The organism is Mycoplasmopsis columbinasalis (assembly GCF_900660705.1).
GTDB lineage: Bacteria > Bacillota_I > Bacilli_A > Mycoplasmatales > Metamycoplasmataceae > Mycoplasmopsis > Mycoplasmopsis columbinasalis.
In genome coordinates, this window is sequence record NZ_LR215043.1 from 261,129 (window position 1) to 280,801 (window position 19,673).

The 19,673-nt window shown below is 36.2% G+C and carries 14 protein-coding genes and 1 pseudogene; 2 read left to right on the forward strand and 13 right to left on the reverse strand.

Annotated features, from left to right (window positions below; genetic code table 4):
* Positions 1-337: 337 nt before the first annotated feature.
* Positions 338-4,666 (reverse strand): annotated as a pseudogene (locus EXC55_RS00910) (DNA-directed RNA polymerase subunit beta'); the annotation flags it as partial.
* Positions 4,659-8,303: a DNA-directed RNA polymerase subunit beta gene (gene rpoB, locus EXC55_RS00915; RefSeq protein ID WP_129622823.1), complete on the reverse strand. Its 3,645-nt coding sequence runs from the start codon at positions 8,301-8,303 to the stop codon at positions 4,659-4,661. The gene rpoB and the pseudogene EXC55_RS00910, both read right to left, overlap by 8 nt.
* A gap of 224 nt (positions 8,304-8,527) precedes the next feature.
* On the opposite strand from rpoB, the gene EXC55_RS00920 reads away from it, so the two are divergent.
* Positions 8,528-9,154 (forward strand): hypothetical protein, encoded by a 627-nt coding sequence (locus EXC55_RS00920; RefSeq protein ID WP_129622824.1) that lies wholly within the window; start codon positions 8,528-8,530, stop codon positions 9,152-9,154.
* Positions 9,155-9,251: 97 nt separating this feature from the next.
* On the opposite strand, the gene EXC55_RS00925 is transcribed toward EXC55_RS00920, so the two are convergent.
* From EXC55_RS00925 to EXC55_RS00975, 11 genes are all read right to left on the reverse strand, one after another.
* Entirely contained in the window at positions 9,252-9,659 is a 408-nt protein-coding gene (locus tag EXC55_RS00925; RefSeq protein ID WP_129622825.1) for a FoF1 ATP synthase subunit delta/epsilon, read from the reverse strand.
* The gene (atpD, locus tag EXC55_RS00930; protein WP_129622826.1) at positions 9,659-11,137 is read right to left on the reverse strand and encodes a F0F1 ATP synthase subunit beta; all 1,479 of its coding nucleotides are present in this window, start codon (positions 11,135-11,137) and stop codon (positions 9,659-9,661) included. The genes EXC55_RS00925 and atpD overlap by 1 nt, the downstream gene beginning before the upstream one ends.
* An 8-nt stretch (positions 11,138-11,145) precedes the next feature.
* Positions 11,146-12,009 carry an ATP synthase F1 subunit gamma gene (gene atpG, locus EXC55_RS00935; RefSeq protein WP_129622827.1) on the reverse strand — a complete coding sequence of 288 codons (864 nt, stop codon included), beginning with the start codon at positions 12,007-12,009 and terminating at the stop codon, positions 11,146-11,148.
* The gene (gene atpA, locus EXC55_RS00940; RefSeq protein WP_129622828.1) at positions 12,009-13,598 is read right to left on the reverse strand and encodes a F0F1 ATP synthase subunit alpha; all 1,590 of its coding nucleotides are present in this window, start codon (positions 13,596-13,598) and stop codon (positions 12,009-12,011) included. Before atpA ends, atpG begins: the two co-directional genes overlap by 1 nt.
* A complete protein-coding gene (gene atpH / locus EXC55_RS00945; RefSeq protein ID WP_129622829.1) occupies positions 13,591-14,148 on the reverse strand; it encodes an ATP synthase F1 subunit delta in 558 nt (185 codons plus the stop codon). The genes atpA and atpH overlap by 8 nt, the downstream gene beginning before the upstream one ends.
* A 14-nt stretch (positions 14,149-14,162) precedes the next feature.
* Positions 14,163-14,822, reverse strand: a complete 660-nt coding sequence (gene atpF, locus EXC55_RS00950) for a F0F1 ATP synthase subunit B (RefSeq protein WP_129622830.1) — start codon at positions 14,820-14,822, stop codon at positions 14,163-14,165.
* 66 nt (positions 14,823-14,888) lie between these two features.
* On the reverse strand, positions 14,889-15,113 hold the full coding sequence (atpE, locus tag EXC55_RS00955; protein WP_197722276.1) for an ATP synthase F0 subunit C: 225 nt from the start codon (positions 15,111-15,113) through the stop codon (positions 14,889-14,891).
* 66 nt (positions 15,114-15,179) lie between these two features.
* On the reverse strand, positions 15,180-15,929 hold the full coding sequence (locus EXC55_RS00960; protein WP_129622832.1) for a F0F1 ATP synthase subunit A: 750 nt from the start codon (positions 15,927-15,929) through the stop codon (positions 15,180-15,182).
* Positions 15,930-16,571: 642 nt separating this feature from the next.
* Entirely contained in the window at positions 16,572-17,081 is a 510-nt protein-coding gene (locus EXC55_RS00965) for a hypothetical protein (protein ID WP_129622833.1), read from the reverse strand.
* Positions 17,041-17,514 (reverse strand): transcription antitermination factor NusB, encoded by a 474-nt coding sequence (locus EXC55_RS00970; RefSeq protein WP_129622834.1) that lies wholly within the window; start codon positions 17,512-17,514, stop codon positions 17,041-17,043. Before EXC55_RS00970 ends, EXC55_RS00965 begins: the two co-directional genes overlap by 41 nt.
* Before the next feature lie 36 nt (positions 17,515-17,550).
* Positions 17,551-18,492 (reverse strand): hypothetical protein, encoded by a 942-nt coding sequence (locus EXC55_RS00975; protein ID WP_165001861.1) that lies wholly within the window; start codon positions 18,490-18,492, stop codon positions 17,551-17,553.
* Positions 18,493-18,753: 261 nt separating this feature from the next.
* On the opposite strand from EXC55_RS00975, the gene truB reads away from it, so the two are divergent.
* Entirely contained in the window at positions 18,754-19,620 is an 867-nt protein-coding gene (truB, locus tag EXC55_RS00980) for a tRNA pseudouridine(55) synthase TruB (RefSeq protein WP_129622836.1), read from the forward strand.
* The last annotated feature ends 53 nt before the right edge of the window (positions 19,621-19,673 follow it).

The following is a 19,673-nucleotide window of genomic DNA, read 5'->3' on the forward strand; positions in this document are numbered from 1 at the left end:
AAAATTAGTATTCATCGTCAACTTCGTCTTGGTAAGTAACTTCGCCGCCGTATTCGGATTCTTCGTCGTCAGTTTCATCTTCTTGGGCGTAGTCAAATTGTGAAGTAAACTTTTCTAGATTTGACAATGGAGCTTGGTTTTCGTCTTGTACTTGGTCAGTGTCGAAGTCAGGATCAAAGTCGCTAAAACCTTGGTTTTCTTCGTCATCACTTTCAAACCCACTTCGTGAAATGCCGTGACTTTGACCTAAAAGCGGGTTAAAACTATCGTCGTCCATATCAAAGTTTTCTTCTTCCAGTGAAAGGTCAAGTTCTTCTTTAGCAGGTTCAAGACTTGAGTCGTATTTATCTTTAAAGTACACACGTGGGTCACGAATATCGTATTTACCGCCGTCTTCAAAGTTTGCGTTAGTACCTGCTGGAATTTTGTGGCCTAAAATAATGTTTTCTTTCAAACCTTCTAAACGGTCAGTTTGACTTGAAATTGAGGCATTAACCAAAATTTTTGGTGTTTCTTGGTAAGAAGCTGCAGACAAGAAAGAATCTGAAAGTAAAGGCGTTTGTTTAGCACCTTTAATTTTGACTTCACCAAAAGGAGGACGTTTACCTTGTGCGATTAAACGTGCACTTTCTTTTTGGTAATTCAAAATGTCTACTAACGAACCAGAGAAGAAGCGTGAGTCGCCTGGGTCAAGAATGAGAATTTTTGAAAGCATTTGACGAATAATGATTTCAATATACTTATCGCTAATGGTAATCCCTTGTAAACGATAAAGTTTTTGTACCTCTTTAAGAATGTAATTTTGCACAGCGCGAGTATCAGCGACTTTGAGAAGTTCATTAAGAATAATTGGGCCTTCCACAATTTTGTCGCCAGGTGCCACCTGGTCACCTTCTTCCACCCGTAACTTACGGTCACGTTTGACGTAAATTACATCATCGAAAGTTGTCTGGTTATTGTCAATGTATCTCAACGTAATGCTTAATTCTGAAGTTGGATTGTTTTGGAGATCATACACAGGTTCGATTTTTGTCACTGTGCCATAGTGTGCGGCGATAACTGCTGGTTTACCTCAAGGCGAATCATAGGCGTCGATAAGTTCCATCAAACGACCAAAACCGCCGGTAATATCTTCAACACCAGCAACCCCACCAGAGTGGAAAGTACGCATGGTAAGCTGGGTACCAGGTTCGCCAATTGATTGCGCTGCCACTACACCAACTGCTTCCCCGATGTTAACTACACGGTTAAGTGCTAAGTCCTTACCATAACATTTTTTACATACACCATTACGAGTATAACAAGAAAGTACTGAACGAATTTCAACTTGTTCAATGCCAGCGTTGACAATATCGTTGGCAAGCTCAGGTGTGATAAGTTCACCAGCGTGCACTAAAACATTACCAGCAGCATCAGTGATAGTTTTGTTAGCAAAACGACCTTCGATTCTTTCGAGTAAACTTTCTATAATAGTGTTAGTTTTGGTATCACGAATGTCTTCAACTACAAAACCATAGTCAGTACCACAGTCGTCTTCTTTGACTACAATTCCTTGCGCTACGTCAACTAAACGGCGAGTAAGGTAACCAGACTTGGCTGTGTTGAGCGCCATGTCGGTCAAACCTTTCCGCGCCCCGTGGGTTGATGAATAGAATTCATAGGCAGTCAAACCATCAAGGAAAGATGACTTCACGGGAATTTCCACCGTTGAACGTACGACACGTTCGTTTTCGGCATCGGCTTTTAAAATCTTGGTGTTGTTGTTCATCAAACCACGCATTCCGGCCAATTGCACGAAGTTAGAAGAAGTACCCCGGGCACCTGATGAAAACATCATGAACAATGGGTTATGTGGGTGTTGTTTGGTGAGTTTTTTGAGGTCGCTCTCAATGTCTTCCTTGATTCTAGTTCACTTTTCAATTGTGAGTGAGTAACGTTCGTCGTCGGTAAGAAAACCTTGGTCAAAGAATGATTTGAGCTCTTCGATGTACTTGTCACCCTCTTGAATTTTAGTTTTGGTATTTGGATCAGTAAGCACGTCACTAACGGCAATAGTGGTACCAGAAATAGTTGAATAGTGGTAACCGGTTTCTTTAAGTTGGTCTAAGATTGAAGCAACAATGTTAGTGTACTGGAATCACACTTTGTCAAGTAAAGCTGTATAGTGTTTTACTTCTCATAAAGGCTGAGTGTGGTTAGTTTTGCCAAGTTCATCTTCGCTTTGACTCAAGTGCATTTGCCGTTTGATTTGGTCAAAAATGACTTTGTGTTCTTTTCGAATAATGTTTTCCAAGATGATCGCATGTGATCATGCTAATGGTTCGTGTTTGTAGTCTTGGAGTCCTTGGAGACGTTGGAGTAACAAGTTATTTTGCACATCGTGTGCATCGTAAGTCGGGTCAGCTAAAATTTCGTTAATGTCATTAATTACACTCGCAAGTGATTCCATATTGATGGTTGCGACATAACTGTTGTAAACATTACGCACAATTTTAGAAATGTCTTTTTTACCTAGTGGTGCATTAAGTGAAAGCGAGCTAATATAAGCTTTAAAATCAGTACCATAAGGCAACAAATAACGGTTAACTTGTTCATAATCAGCTGAAGAGTGTTGCACTTCCTTGCCTGAAATTGGGTCAACATATTTTCCAAACAAGAATTCAAAGCTTTCTGGGAACAAACGGTTAAAGATAAATTTACCAACAGTTGAGACCACATAGTGGTTGTTGCGGTTATAGTTTCAAAGGTGGAAGTACTTATTGATTTCTTCGAGTGGAAGCACAACACGCGCGTGCAAGTGCACTTGGTTGTTCTCGTAGGCAGTCATAAGTTCGTCGTAAGTACCAAAATAACGGCCTTCACCAGCTACGCCTTCTTGCTCGGTGGTGAGGTAGTAAAGTCCTAAGATAATATCTTGGCCAGGGTTGATGATTGGTTCACCGTCCTTAGGACCAAGAATATTTTTCGAAGCCAGCATTAATTCACGCGCTTCGCGAACTGCTTCGTCAGAAATAGGCACGTGGACAGCCATTTGGTCACCGTCAAAGTCGGCGTTGAATGGCGTACAGGTAAGTGGGTGCAATTTGATTGCTTTCCCACGAATTAACACTGGTTCAAAGGCTTGAATTGAAAGCCGGTGCAAGGTTGGTGCCCGGTTTAAAAGCACTGGACGACCTTGGATGGCTTTTTCCACGTAAGGTCAAATGATAGGATCAAGGTTTTCAATTGCTTTTTTACCAGCTTTAATTGAATTGATGTGGTTGTCGCCTTGGATTAATTCTTTGATGATTCAAGGTTCGAACAACTCAGCCGCCATTTCACGTGGAATTCCCACTTGGTGCATTTTGAGTTCTGGGCCAACCACGATAACTGAACGACCTGAGTAGTCAACACGTTTACCAAGTAAGTTTTGACGGAAACGTCCTTTCTTACCGGTGAGCGCATCTGAAATTGACTTCAAAGGACGGCCGTCTTTTGATGAGACTGGGTTTGGTTTTTTCCGCGCATTATCGATAAGCGAGTCAACGGCTTCTTGAATCATTCTGTACTCATTTTGTTTAATGAGCATTGGGGCGTCAGTTTCTTCTCACTTACGCAAACGGTTGTTCCGAATGATGATCCGACGGTAGAGTTCGTTGATATCGCTAGTTGAGTGACGACCACCATCAAGTTGGACAAGTGGACGTAAGTCGGCTGGAATGACTGGTAAGTCGTAAATTAACATATCAAGTGGACTTTGACCGGAATTAATAAAGGCATTTAGTACTGCTAAACGTTTGTAAAGTTTTGAACGTTCTTGAATTTTGGTTGAAGCAGGGTTAAGAGCAATTTGGTTATTGATCCGTTTAATTTCTTCTTCCACTTGGGCAGCTTCGGCTTGTAAATCCACTTTTTTGAGTAAGTATTCAATGGCACGCGAACCAGTGTCAATTTTAGCTTCTGAGTATTCGTGAATTACTTCGTTGTATTCGTAGAAGTCTATACCATAGTCTTTTCCGACTTTTGAAGTTGCATATTCTTGCAGTTCTTCAAGTGATTCGTTGATGAGTTCATACTCTTCGGTGCTTTGGTCAAAACGGTTTCTTAATTCGAGTAAAGCTTCCTGGTAAATAATAGCTGCTTCACTAATATCGATGATGGTGTTCTTCTTAAGTGACTTAAGACCACCGTCTTCGAGGATAATGTGACTTTTGTAGTAGATGAGTTTTTCAAGGTCGGCTTTAGCAACTGGACGGTTAGTACCAGCAACTTTGAGACCAAGTAACTTAGAAATAATTGAATGGTCAATTTTAAAGAATCAAAAGTGCACTACCGGGTTCTGGAGACTAATGTGTCCCATTCTGCTCCGACGGGAAATTTTTGGCAAGATTTTTGATTGGAACTTTTCACACATCGGAGTTTTCGTACAAGTTGAGTTTTCGTCGCTCTTTTTGTACTTAGTACCACAAGTTGGACACTTGTAGTCAGTAGTTGGTCCAAAGATTAATTCATCAAAAAGACCTTCACGTTCTGGTTTATAACTTTTGTAATTAATAGTTTCAGGTTTGGTGACTTCACCCATTGATCAAGCTGAAACATCTTCGCGGTTAGCTAAAGATAAAGTAATCCGTTTGATCGGAGCATCGAGTAATTTGTGTGTGTGATTATTATTAATTCACTTACTCATTAAAGCCTCCTTGCATTTCTAAGTTTTCAAAGTATTGTTGGTAGTCTGACTCGCCTTGGGCGTTGTAATTAACTTCTTGTTCAGCTTCGTGCATTAGGTCAAGTTTCATCTTCAAACCTTTGAGTTCGTAACTAAGCACGTTGAATGATTCAGGCACACCTGGTTCTGGGAGTGGTTGCCCTTTGGCTAAGGCAGCATACAACCTGTTCCGACCATTGATGTCGTCTGATTTGTAAGTCAAGATTTCTTGCAGTACGTTAGTTGCGCCATAACTTTCAAGCGCTCAGGTTTCCATTTCTCCAAACCTTTGACCACCATTTTGACTCTTACCACCAAGTGGTTGTTGAGTAATGAGTGAATAAGGTCCAACAGAACGCGCGTGCATCTTGTCGTCAACCATGTGGTTAAGTTTAAGCATGTACATCACACCTACTGAAACTGGGTTGTCAAACTTACGACCAGTAATTGGGTTGATAAGGTATTGTTTGCCACTTTCTGGTAAGTTGGCTTCACGAATTAAATTGAAAATTTCTTCCTTCTTAATACCATCGAAAGCAGGTGTAACAAATTTAATGTTTAACGAACGAGCGGCCATACCAAGGTGAATTTCTAAGACTTGACCAATGTTCATCCGCGAAGGCACACCTTGTGGGTTGAGCATAACATCTACTGGTGTACCATCTTCTAAGTAAGGCATATCTTCTTCTGGTAACACAATTGAAACCACGCCTTTGTTTCCGTGGCGACCAGACATTTTGTCACCAACACGTATTTTCCGTTTCACAGCAATTGAGACTTTGACAATAGTTTCAATACCGTCTTCAAATTGCACATCATCTTTCTTCTGGTCAAGTACTTCCACATCAATAACAGTACCATTATGACCGTTTTTGACTTTGAGTGAAGTGTCTTTTACATTCATTTGCCGTTGGTTAAGCACTGCAGAAAGAAGTTTTTCTTCTTGAGTTGGGTTGTCATCACCTTTTGGCGACACGCGACCAACTAACACATCGCCTGGCAACACTTCCGAACCAACTTTGACAATGCCACGTTCATCAAGGTTCCGCGTTGCTCATTTTGACACGTTTGGAATGTCAGCGGTTAACTCATCGTCACCTACTCTCGAACTTCTAAATTGAATGGTTTGTTCTTCAATGTGAATCGAGGTAAAGACATCATCTTTCACAAGACGTTCGTTGAGGATGACCGCATCCTCATAGTTGTATCCGTTAAATGTGGTAAAGGCAACCACAACGTTTTTACCAAGCGCTAATTCACCATCTTTGAATGAAGATCCATCAACTAACAAGTCGCCTTTTTCCACACGTTGTCCCATTTTAACTAATGGCCTTTGGTGTACCACGGTGTCTTGGTTTGAACGTTGGAAATTCTTCAGTGTGTAAGTTTCTAGTTTGCCCTTATCGTCTCTAACTTTAATTTTGGCGCCGTCAACGTATTCAACGATTCCCGCTTGACGAGCAGTAATGTTAGCTGAAGAAAAACGAGCAATGGCACTTTCTAGACCAGTAGCAACAAAAGGCGCTTCAGTTTCTAGCAATGGCACAGCTTGACGTTGCATGTTCGAACCCATCAAGGCACGGTTCGCATCGTCGTTTTCAAGGAAAGGAATGCAACCAGCAGCTACTGAAACCATTTGGTTAGGCGCAGCTTCGATGTAATCGACTTCTTCCGGTTTTCCTAAAACATAGGTATAGTTGTGACGCATCGTGATTTGTGGATCAACAATTTTGTTGTTTTCGTCTACTGCCACGGTTGATTGCGCAATGTAAAAACCTAACTCTTCAGTCGCTGTTAAATATTCCACTTTGTCATAGTGCACGTAGCCATCCACCACTTTAAAATAAGGAGTTTGGAGAAAACCGTACTCGTTCACTTTAGCATAAGTAGCAAAATTAAGAATCAAACCAATGTTTGGTCCTTCGGGGGTTTCAATTGGACAAATTCTACCGTAGTGGGTGGCGCGAACATCCCGCACTTCGAATTGCGCTGTATCACGGTTAAGACCACCAGGTCCAAGTGAGGTCACACGTCTTTCGTTTGAAATTTCAGCAAGAGGGTTGATTTGGTCCATAAATTGTGAAAGTTTTGATGAGTTAAAGAAAGTTTTCATTTGGTTAGAAATGAGTTTGTTGTTAGTAATGTTTTTAGGGGTAATTAAGTTTGCTTCCTTAGCACCCATTCTTTCACGTGTGGTTTTTTCAAGTTTACCAAGTACAACGTTGAGTTGGTTTTGTAACAATTCGCCAACAGCCACAATCTGTTTGTTGGTAAGTGAGTCAGGATCGTCGTCTTGACCAATTCCGGTTAAAAGGTTAAAGTAATAACTAATCGCAGCAACAATGTCCGAAATAATTAAGTGTGTTTCAGTTGATTTAGGATCGTTACCAATAACTTTAACTGGTGCTTTACCTCGATCTTTTCACTTACGACTTGGATAAACATTAAGACTAATGTACTTAATCATTTTTTCCAATTTTGGTGATTGGTTTAAAATCTTGCCATACACAACATTAGCGTCTAAACCTGGAATTACTTTCGCTGACAATGTGCCACTATCAAAGTTCTTTTGAATTAATAAAGCTAATTTGTGAGTAATAAAAGTTCCTTCTTCAAGGATTTTTTCACTACCATCTTCATCTTTTATTTTTAGTGTTTCAGCTAAAATGGTTTCTGAAATCCGGTCAACTAAATTAAGTTTTTTGTTGAGCATATAACGTCCAGTTTGACTTAAACTGTAGCGTTTTTTGTTGAACAAAATGCCAGAAATTAAGTTAGCTACTGATTCATCAGTTAAACGGTCACCACGACGAATCACTCTGAAAAGCTCTTCTTGACAGTTCTTCACATTTTTTAAGTGATCTTCTGGAAATTCATCAATCCGTTTGTCTCTACGAATAGTTTCTTCAAGTTCAGCTGAATTACCAAAAAGGTCGTAAATACTTTCAATGGTAAAACCAAGTGCCACAAGAAAAGTTGTCAAGCTAACGTTTTTATTCTTATCGATTTTGATCTTAACTGTATCAACAGTTTTCGAAGTAATTTTGTGCGAAATTTCAAGTCACGAACCAATTCTTGGCAAAATTTCAAGCTTGTTGAACAAGTCATCAGATTGTTTGTTACGAACGGCACGACCAAAATAAGCTCCAGGCGACCTAATCAATTGGCTAACAATAACTTTTTCGCTTCCATTGATAATAAAACTTCCGCCTGAAGTCATAATTGGAATTTCACCTAAAAACACTTCATCGTCTTTAACTTCTGAAGTGTCATTAATTGTGATACGGTATTTAGCATAAAGTTTAGCTGCGTAGTTGATGCCTTTTACTCTCGCATCTTGAATTGCGTCATACTCTTTAGCTTTTGGGAATTCCAAACGAGCACTATTTTCTTTATACTCAAGGGTAATCTTGCCATTTGCTGAAATAATTGGATAATGTTCACGTAAAACTTCTTCGATTCCCTTTGATTTAAATCATTCAAAAGATTCTCTGCTGGTCGAAAGAAAATCAGGAATGTTTAAAATTTGTTTTGTTGTTGAATAATCACGTCTTTCGGTGATTGGGCCAAATTTGCGTAATTTGTAATTTGTATTAGATTGCTTAGCATCTAAACTCATTGCCACCCCTTTACTCTACTTTTGTAAACAATAAAAGTAAACAAAGCGAAATAAATCCGCCTTGCTTACCGTATGTTTGCGAAAACTCTAATATATGCATATAATGTATGTTAATAATATACGAAAACTGAAAAAACGAAAATAAATTTTTGAAATTTTTTTAATTACGAAAATATCTATAATATAGATGTTTTGGCAAACAATGCCTAAAAAAGGAAACAAGAATGACACAAGAAAATATGAACTTAGAAAATTTAAATCTTCAAGATCCAGTGGTTAAAAAAGTTTTGGCAAGAGCTAATTGCTTACTTAGTAATGAAAGTTTTACTGCGTTACAAAACGAATTTTCAAACGAAGAAATCGTAATTCTTGCTCAAAAAATTTTAGAATTACACAATCAAAAAGAAACTTTTGACAAAAATCTAATTGCTCGTGAAGTTAAATTTTTAAGAACTTTCGTACCAAAAAATAGTCAAATTTTTGCTTTAATCAATCCCTGATTTAAGAAAATTAACCAAATTCTAGCTAAGATGAATGATACAAGACCTAATTATGGTTGAGTTATTTTGCGAAATAAAGATCAAAGTGCGGATTTTAATCAAAACTTTAGAGAAATGGGCGATAAACATTGAGATTTAGCCTTATTTTGCATTATAAATAACTTAAGTTTGGAGCAAGAAGAACTGTTTTTAAATAACTATGATGAATATTATTTATCATATTTCGAAAATCACAAGTTACTAGTGTCTTATTATCTTGTTTTACTATTTAATTTTTGCGAATCTATCTACGGCAAAGGTTTAAACACAAAACTATTTCAAAAAGTTAAGAGCAAATTACAACTTAAATAAAATCTTTTTTTACTTATAAAAACTCTCAAAAAAATAAAAAAGAAGTGTTTAAAAACTAGCACTTCTTTTTTTATTATTTGACTAATAGCACTATGTGCTACTTCTGATTGTAAATATCAATTCTGCTCAAGGCCTTGCGTAATTTGAATTCAGAAAGTTTACGATCTTTTTCGGTTTTAGCATCAGAAACCATTTTGGTAAATAAATCTCTGTCACTACGAGCACGTTCGATGTCAATGTCAGTTTGCGCAATCACATCGTCGGAAATGATGTAAACATCTTTAGCATCGGCATAAACTAGACCTGAACCTACTGAGTAGACTTGTTTATTTTTGTCGTTAACAAAAACAGTCATTTTGCACACATCAATGTTGCTACAAAATGGTGTGTGGTTAGGTAAAAAGACAATTTCTCCGCCAGCTTTGGTGCGTAACTGCACGGCATCAACATCATCTTTGAACAAAATGTTGTCAACAGTAATAATTGTTAAATAAGTTTTTGCCATTAGTTAGTCGCTTTGGTTGAGGTGGTGTCTTGACTTTGAGCTGCTTGCGTAGCTTTGGCTTGAGCAAGCTGTTGTTTGTAAGCTTGGTAACGAGCATCAACATCATCTATGCTACCAGCATAGAAGAACATATCTTCCGGTACATCATCGTATTTACCATCTAAAATTGCACGGAATGAACGAATGGTGTCAGCAAGTTTGACATATTGACCTTTTTTACCAGAGAATTTTTCTGCCACTGTGAAAGGTTGCGAGAGAAAGTTTCTAATTCTCCGCGCACGAATCACGGTTAATTTATCTTCTTCGCTAAGTTCACCCACACCAAGGATGGCAATAATGTCTTGCAATTCCTTAAAGTGTTGCAAAATGTTAATTACACTGTGAGCTACTTCATAGTGTTCATTACCAACTACTAATGGGTGGAGTAAACGCGAAGATGACTCAAGTGGATCCACAGCAGGGTAAATACCAAGTGCAGCAATGTTCCGGTCAAGGACGGTTTTAGCATCAAGGTGTGTAAAAGTAGTTGCTGGGGCAGGGTCAGTTAAATCGTCAGCTGGTACGTAGACTGCTTGAACTGAAGTAATTGAACCTTTGTGTGTTGAAGTGATTCTTTCTTGTAACTGACCCATTTCTGTTGCTAAAGTTGGTTGGTAACCAACCGCACTAGGCATACGACCTAAGAGTGCGCTTACTTCCGAACCGGCTTGGACAAACCGGAAGATGTTGTCAATGAACAAAAGCACATCTTGGTTTTGTTCATCACGGAAGTGTTCAGCCATCGTTAAACCGCTAAGAGCCACTCTCATCCGTGCCCCTGGTGGTTCGTTCATTTGCCCAAACACAAGCGCGGTTTTGTCAAGCACACCGGCAGCTTTCATTTCGTGGTAGAGATCGTTACCTTCACGGGTACGTTCACCCACACCAACAAACACTGACAAACCACCGTGTTGGGTGGCAATGTTATTAATTAATTCTTGCACCAAAACTGTTTTACCAACGCCGGCACCACCAAAGAGTCCGATTTTACCCCCCTTAGCATAAGGGATGAGCAAGTCAATAACTTTAATTCCGGTTTCAAAAATTTCTGAAATTGTTTTTTGTTGTTCGTAAGTTGGCGCCTTAGCGTGAATTGGTTTGCGTGGAACATTATCAGCTAATGGCATCAAATCGATTGGGTCACCAAGCACATCAAACATACGGCCAAGCACATCTTTACCAACTGGTACGCTAATTGGTTTTCCAGTATCTAAAACATCAAGCCCACGAGCCAAACCATTTGTTGAAACCATCGCGATAGCACGTACAGTTTCGTCGCCAACGTGTTGAGCTACTTCGAGTGTGAATTTTTGACCTTCAAAGTTAATCACCAAAGCATTATTGATCGCAGGTAACTTACCTTTGGGAAAACGCACATCCACAACTGGGCCAACGATTTGAATGATTTTGCCATAATTAGCTACTTGAGATTGTGACATATAACCTCCTAAACTGCGTTTGCACCAGAAACAATTTCATTAATTTCTTGGGTAATATTGCTTTGGCGCTTGCGATTGTATTTAATATTAAGATCTTCTAAGAGTTCGTTGGCGTTGTCGGTGGCAGTTTCCATCGCACTCCGACGAGCTGCTAGTTCGCTTAGTTTGGAAGAAGAATAAGCGAAAAAGATTTGAGCATTTAAGTATTGTGGAATTGCTTCCTGAATAACAATTTCAGGTGAAGGTTCAAATTCAATGGCTGCGTGTAAGAATTTGCTGTCTTTAGGCAAATTGCTTTGGTTTTTGAATTCGTAAGGAAAAATGTTTTCACAAGTTTCTTTTTGCACTAAGTTGTTAACGTACTTACTATAAATTACACGAATAGTTTCAAATTTTTCTTCACGGTACAGCAATTGCACAAACTGCGCAATTTCTTTCACTAACAAATAGTGATCAATAAATTCTTCACTTTTTTTGTAGTAAATAATTTGTTTTTCAAAGTACTTGTGTAACCCAGCCATTCCCTTAGAACCAATCACTAACACTTTGTCGTTCGGTTTAATTGTTTGCCGAGCTAACTTAATTACACTCGAATTGTACGAACCAGCTAACCCGAGGTCACCAGTGAAAACTATGTATAAGTGTTTGTTTGTTTTGTTACTTTGCAGTAAACGGTTGACTTCTTGCGGTTCAATGTGTTGAAAAATCGCATCAAAAGAACGTTTCACCGCGTCAGCATAAACTTTGACATTGTTATATTCATAACGATTCTTTTTTAGTTTTGAAGCTGACACTAATTCCATTGCGTGAGTAATTTTTTTAATCGAATGCACGGCATTCATTCGGTTTTTTAAAGTTGAAAGTCCTGCCATTATTTGTTAATTGCATCCAATCATTGTTGTGGAATTGGTAAAAAGTTACTTGGGTCATAGTTAGGAATTGTGGCAATAATTTTTTGCACAATTTGCACTAAGTTGGTCATTAACAACAACTTCAATTCGTCGTTGAGGGCTTTGTTATTGGCTTGTAGCTTACTTACGTATTCTTGACCGGCAGCTGAATGATTTACAAAGTCGAAAACTTCTTGGCGGTAAAGTGCGATTTTATCGAGTGGTAATGGATTAATTACTTTTTCTTTGATGCCAAGAAGAATTGCCACTTGAGTAGCTTCGTTAATTGGACTATATTGTGGTTGTTTTAAAAATTCATAAACTTTGGCACCGTGTTGCAAAATGTTTTTGGTACTCTCATCAAGATCAGAGTCAAATTGAGCAAAAGCTAACATTTCGTTGTATTGGGCAAGTTCAAGTTTTAGTGAAGAAGACGTTTCCTTAATTGCTTTAATTTGAGCAGCACTACCAACCCGTGAAACACTAAAACCAACGTCTACTGCTGGTTTTTGACCAGCATTAAACAAACTTTCCTTAGTAAAAATTTGGCCATCAGTAATCGAAATTACATTGGTAGGAATGTAAGCGGAAATATCGCCTTGTTGAGTTTCGATAATTGGTAAAGCGGTAATTGAACCACCACCAAATTGGGGAGTTACCCGTGCGGCACGTTCAAGTAATTGTGAGTGCAAGTAGAAAATATCGCCTGGGTAAGCTTCACGGCCAGGAGGACGACGTAACAATAATGACAATGTACGGTATGCCACAGCATGTTTACTGAGATCATCATAAACAATGAGCACATCTTGTCCATTAGCCATTCATTCTTCGGCGATAGTAACCCCTGAGTAAGGAGCGATGTATTGTTGAGGAGCCAATTCACTAGCACCCGCTACTACCACAGTGGTATAGTCCATCGCACCAAAATCACTAAGTTTTTGCACAATTTGAGCCACAGTTGAATTTTTTTGGCCAATTGCCACATACACACACTTCACGTTTTTATCTTTTTGGTTAATAATGGTGTCAGTTGCAATGGCAGTTTTACCTGTTTGACGATCACCAATGATTAATTCACGTTGGCCACGACCAATTGGAATCATTGAATCGATAGCTAAAATTCCTGTTTGTAAAGGTTGGTTTACTTCTTTCCGCGTCATTACCCCAGGTGCAACTTTGAAAATTTCAGCTTTCTTGGTTGTTTGGAGTGGCCCCTTACCATCAATAGGTTCACCGAGCGCATTCACAACACGTCCAAGCAGTGCATCGCCAACTGGCACACTAATTACTTCACCAGTACGGTGACACTCATCACCTTCCATTAAACTTTCGGCGTTACCGAAAATGGCAACACCAATCACTTCTTCTTCGAGATTAAGTGTTAAACCATAAATATTATTTTTAAAGAGAATAATTTCTCCATTTTTTGCTTTTTCAAGCCCACTTACTAGTGCGATGCCATCACCAATGGTAATCACATGTCCGACTTCAGAATAATCGATTTTACTCAAACTAAAATTCTTGATGCGTTCTTTAATGATGGTTGCTATATCATGAATTGAATTAGCCATTGAGATCTCCTTCGCTTTTAATTGTTTTGCTAAGTTGTTGTAATTGTTTACCTAATGAATGTTCAATCACTACTGAATCCATCTTGATTTTAAAACCACTAATTATGTTGGGGTCAATAATGTTGACAATGTCAACTTTACAGTGATAATCATTTTCCAAACGCACTTTAAATTTGTTGAGTACTTCTTTTGAAAGCGGGAATGCGGTAAAAATTTTGGCATAACGAACATTTAACATTTCGTTAGTCATTTTTAAATAGGTAGACAAAATTCAGCGTAAGTTACTAATTGCTCCGTGTTCGATAATCACCATCAAGAAATTGATTACTAATTCATTTTGCGGAAAGTCCGCAAAAATTTGCTTTAAATAATTATATTTTTCTTGCTTGGTAATTTCAGGATCACGCAATGAATTAATTAACTCATTGTCGTTTTTAACACTATGATATAGGGCTATTAGTAATTGACGTGTTTGGTCAACAACATTTTGTTCTTGTGCAATTTCAAAAATTGCTAACGCATAGGCATCTAAATTAACTTTTTGATACATAATCTAGTCCTATCCTACTTTTGAGTTTTTTTTACACTAGTTTGTGTGGGAGTAACAGTTGTAACATTTTCGTTTGTGTCTAAGTTATTATCGTGTTTGTCAAATTTATTGAGATTTGATTCGCATAATGAATCGTCACACAAATAAGCATCAATAATTTGACTTTGCATCTCTTGGTTGACACTTTGACCAAGAATTTTGTGTGAAAGCTCTGTGGCTGCTTGCGCAATATAAACGCGTGATGAAGTTAAAAATTCAGCATGTTCTTTGTCAATATTAACACGTGCTTCTTCAATCATACGTTTTGAAGTTTTTCGAGCATAGTCCACATACTCACGAACTAATTTGTTTGATTTTGCAATCCCATCTTGCACGATTTGGTCGGCTTGTGAGTTTGCTTCTGATAATTTAAGATTTGCTTGCACAAGTTTTTCTGCTGCTTGTTCGTTTAGTTGACTTGCACTATCTATATTGTTTTGAATGTAATCTTGGCGAGCTTTAATCGCCTTTTTAATTGGCTTATATGCCAAAAAGTAGAGAATTACCATCGTTAACAAAAAAGCAATCACGGTGGCAATCATAATTGGCACAGAAGGAAAGATTTTTTCTACTTTTTCGCGAATATCTTGCGAAAGGGCCGTTACTCCTTCAGGTTGAGTTTCAGCCAGCTGCATAAGATGAGTCATTGGTTTTACGAACGTTAAAACTATAGAGTTAACGAATAACTCTATAGAATAGTTCTATCCTTTGAAAAGAAGAACAAAAGCAATAACAAGTGCATAAATTGCAGCAGATTCAGCAATACCAGAACCGATAAGCATCATTTGACGAATTTTTGATGCTGCTTCTGGATTTCTACCAACAGCTTCTGAAGCTTTACCAGCAGCATAACCTTGACCTATACCTGTTCCGAAAACACCAATCATTGCAAGTCCAACGCCAATGGCAGTTAAACCTTCTTTTAATCCATCCATATTTACCTCCTAGTAGATTTTACGAATAGAGACTTTTTATAGTCGTATAAGAAAAAATTAATAGATATTCGATTGTGAAGAAATTGCTTGTACATTTTGTTTTTGATCTGTTTTTGGTTTTGCCACAGCACCTTCAGCTTCTCTAGTTCAATAAATTACCGTGAGAACTGAAAACACTAAAGCTTGAACAAAAGCACCAAAAATATCAAAATACATATGTAAGAACGGTGTCAAAATTGGAGCAAAGAAATACCAAGTTGTAGTTGTTTGGAACAAGGCATCTCAAATGAACCCAAATCCTGAATAAGCAATGAACATAATCATTGCTCCACCTAAAATGTTTCCAAAAATCCGGAAACTTAAGGAAATTAGTGGTGTGAATTGACTCAGCAATTCAAGCGGGTTAAAATACCGCTTGAAAAATCTGAATTTTTGATAAAAAATACCAGTCACATAAATTCCAATAAAACTAACTAAAGCTAGTGTTAAAGGAACTGAATAGGAAGTCACTACTGGTTCAAGGCCAATCAAACCTAACAAATTGCCGACAAAAAGGAATGTTGCTAAAGTAAAGATATAAATGCGAGTTTTTGATAATTTGCCTTGAGTTGTTTCATCAAAAGTTTTATCAAAAAAGTTAACATAACCTTCAGCTATTATTAAGAAACCAGTTGGAGCTTTATCTTTTTTAGACTTATATTTAATTTGAAAAAAGATTACAAGTGAAATAATCAAACAAATTAACACTGTCATAAACAATGAAAAAAGTTGAGGTTGATTTCAAGCCATTCATTTATCATTCGCCATATTTATCCACTCTTCCTCCTTTCTTTTAAATGTCGTCATAATAGCTGCAAACAAATAAGAAGGGGGGCGAGGCTAAGGCCACATAAATATGCAATGATATTTATTGGATAAAGTGCAAAATACAAACGATAAGCCAAAATGTAACGACTTTGTTTATTAATCAATAATGCACTCACAATACCAATGCTAACGACTGTCATATTTAGCAAAAACGCAAGAAAATATCGAAAATTAAAGCTAAATTTGCCTTTTTTTAACCTCGACACAATCGTTTTGTTTACAAAAAAATTTCTTATTTCATAAGCAAGATAGGAAAAACAAGTTCCTAACGAAAATCCTAAAGCTAGACCAAGTTTTTGCAATGGGTAAAATGCACATAAAAGTAATGTAACACTAACACTTACGATTGCATACAACTTGTCATTTAGCACCAAAACTCCCTCAAATTGCTCGATAATAAAAAATATGCTAATTTTTGATTAACATATTGTTATTATAATACTAATTAAATTGAACAAAGAAGATAAATGAAAGCCTTTTTAGTTTTAAAAAAAATCTTTAAAAAACACCATTTTTTTAACCAAAACACTTTTTTCAACTTAGCGTTTAAGTGCTAAAAATAGCTTGATTCGTTTTTTTTCATTAAGGGCGAGTAAGTAAAAATGGCATATGTTTGAAAATGTCTTTAATCATATGGTTGTAACCAATTAAAACTTGAATGCCTTTTAAAAAATCATAGTAATAATTACGTTTAATGTAGTCAACTTCATCAATTGATTTGGTAGTGTAAGGATTGTCAAGAATTAGCTTTAATTTTTTGTTTTTGCGCACAGCAAATGAACAAATCGCATACAAATATCAAAAGAAAAAATTAGAACGAGTTTCATAGTCATTCTTATTTTTTATAATCATTACATCCATAATTAATTTATGAAGAGTTTTTAAGTGAAATTGTTTTCCTTCGCCAATCATTTGATTCAACTCACTTAATTTTTGATCATTAAAAGACCACTTAAAGTTAATTACAATTTTTTCCAGATTAAAATAAAAACCTCTAAAACCAAAGGCAAGTTTGTAGTTTTTATAAAGTGAATTTTGAATTAATATTTTTTTACTGATTCGAATTTGTTCTTTGCGCGGATTCAGAATCATTAATTACACCTTCTTTTTGCATAACAACTTCAGCAAGCACAAAATACTTATAAATACTTTGTAAAATTGCATTTATTCACTTATGAATGTTTTCAGCACAAAACTTTTTCGCAACATTAATCGCTTCATTAACAACAATTTTAGGATCAAGACCGAGTAAGAATTCATTCACGGCGTTCAACAAAATTCCTCGCACAAATGGTTCAATTCTTTCTCAAATTCAACCAGAGTTAAAAAAACGACTAATAACTTTTTTGTAGTAATCGTAATTTTTTTGAATTGCTTCAATTTTTTTAAATTGCTCGTTGCTAAGCAAAATAAAATCATCCTCGAAAATTTCTTGTAAGTTAATTGGTGAATTCATTAGTTCATAACGATACAAAACGTTTATTCTTTGTATTCGTTTTTGATGTTGCGACAATTTCTTTTCCATAGTAAACCTTTGAAAATTATATAGACAAATGGGTAATTAATATTTTATAGCTACGTTTTTCACCATATATTGATCTTTTAATCTTGATGTGATGCGATACACAGGAACTAAGACCAAAACATATACTGGTAAAGTTAAAATTGACTTAGCAATAATACCTGTAGCTGTGATGGTGAAATCTTTGCCGTAAGTTTTAAGTTTTCCTGTTGTCCCTTTATTTAGTCAATTGTAAAAATTGATGTATGCAATTGAATCTAAGATTCATCTAAAGATGGCTAAAATAAAAATCACGAGTGTAAATACTAACAAGTAATCAAGAATTTTTTGTTGTCTTTTCTTGATGTAATTATAAATTGTTCAAGTATAAACAGAAAAAGCTGTCAAAATGTAAGCAACCAAAAAAGTAATAACTATACCTTGACTCACAGAAATTTTGCTTGTAAATTTAAACGAATTATCTTCATTAATTCTTGTGAAATAAACAAAAAAGAGAGCTACTAATGTTCCAACAAAAATTAATAATGAAAAAGCAATTCTTGTGACAAAAGTTCAAATGGAATCTTTCTTTTTATTTAAGAAAAATAAATAAACAAAAAGCGAAGAAGTAATTGATATGAGTGGCGGCATAATCGCATACATTCAGAATCAAGTTCCAATCCCTGAAATAATCAACTGAATCAAAGTATCTGAAAGAATAGATAGAACTGCACCCTTATAAAAACCAAAAACTGCGCCAAAAAGAATATAGAAAAGAAATTCAGAACGAATATTAAAGTTTCTAAAAAAAGTATATTTACCAAAAAACACAACGATAATTTGCAGACCAAGAAAAATTCCCATTAGCGCCAAATCTATTGTGCGAAATTTAAAACCTTTTCTAGCATTGACCGCGAAGTTTTTTCACATAGCGCCTAATTTGAAGCAAACTGACTTGTCGTTGTCACAATTTTTTTTATCATTTTTCATACTAATTGCCATAGGCCTTATTATATGCACATTTCATTTTAAAAATGTGAAAAATATTTTTTGTAAAAACCAAAATTCAAACGTATCTAAAAGATAGTCTTATAGAACAAATTGTATTTACAATTTGTTGTTCAAAAATTTATTTCGTGCAAAATTTTTTTGTCTTAAATAGTTAATCACAGCAAAAACAATTCTTTTAATTAGAGAATGCATACTATCTGGATGTTTTTGTTATAAAATACTAAACCCGAGTTTTCAGTATGAAAGGCAACTATGTTTTATTTAATTAATAAAGAAAAAAATGTTTCCTCGTTCCAAGAAATTAAAAAATTTGGAAGGCAAAATCAAATAAAAACACTTGGTCACACCGGTACACTTGATCCTTTTGCCACCGGGTTATTACTAGTTGCTACTGAAGATGACACGAAACTAATTCAATACATTAAAAATTCAAATAAAACATATGAAGTTACCATCAAATTCGGTTATCAAAGCAATACTTTTGATAGCGACGGTGAAATTATTAACACAAGCAAAAACAAAGTAACTGCTGATATGTTGAGCGAAATCAAAATTTGATTCGAAACACAAACTCAACAACAACCGCCTATTTTTAGTGCCAAAAAAATCAATGGTCAAAGGGCTTATCACTTGGCTCGGAACAATCAAACTGAAGCGCAAATTGCCCTTAAACCTATTAAAATTACTGTTTCAAACGTGAAAATTTTAGACTTCGACGAACAAGCACAAGAACTAACTGTTTCTTTGGAAGTGTCTAATGGAACTTATATAAGATCTTTAGCGAATGATTTAGGTTTGTTTTTACAAACTTTTGCCTTAGCAAAAGAACTAAAAAGAACAAAAATTGCTGATTTTACTCTTGCTCAAATGCAAAACGAAAAATTTTTAGCAGTACCAACGCCACAATTGCAATATCCACTTTATTTTTTAGAAGAATTCGAAATCACGCAACTCAAAAATGGTTTAACTATCGAAGCTAAGCATTTGGAAAATACTCAACAAATTTATTTTTTTATCGCTGACAAAACAAAACCTGATGTCATTTTGGGGGTTGTGCAACAATGCGCTAATCAATTAAAAGTCAAGAGGCTTTTCGGAAATAGATTAACTAAATACTAAGGAGACTAACTATAAAAAAAAGAGAATTAACAGCAGAGCAACAAAACCTTAAA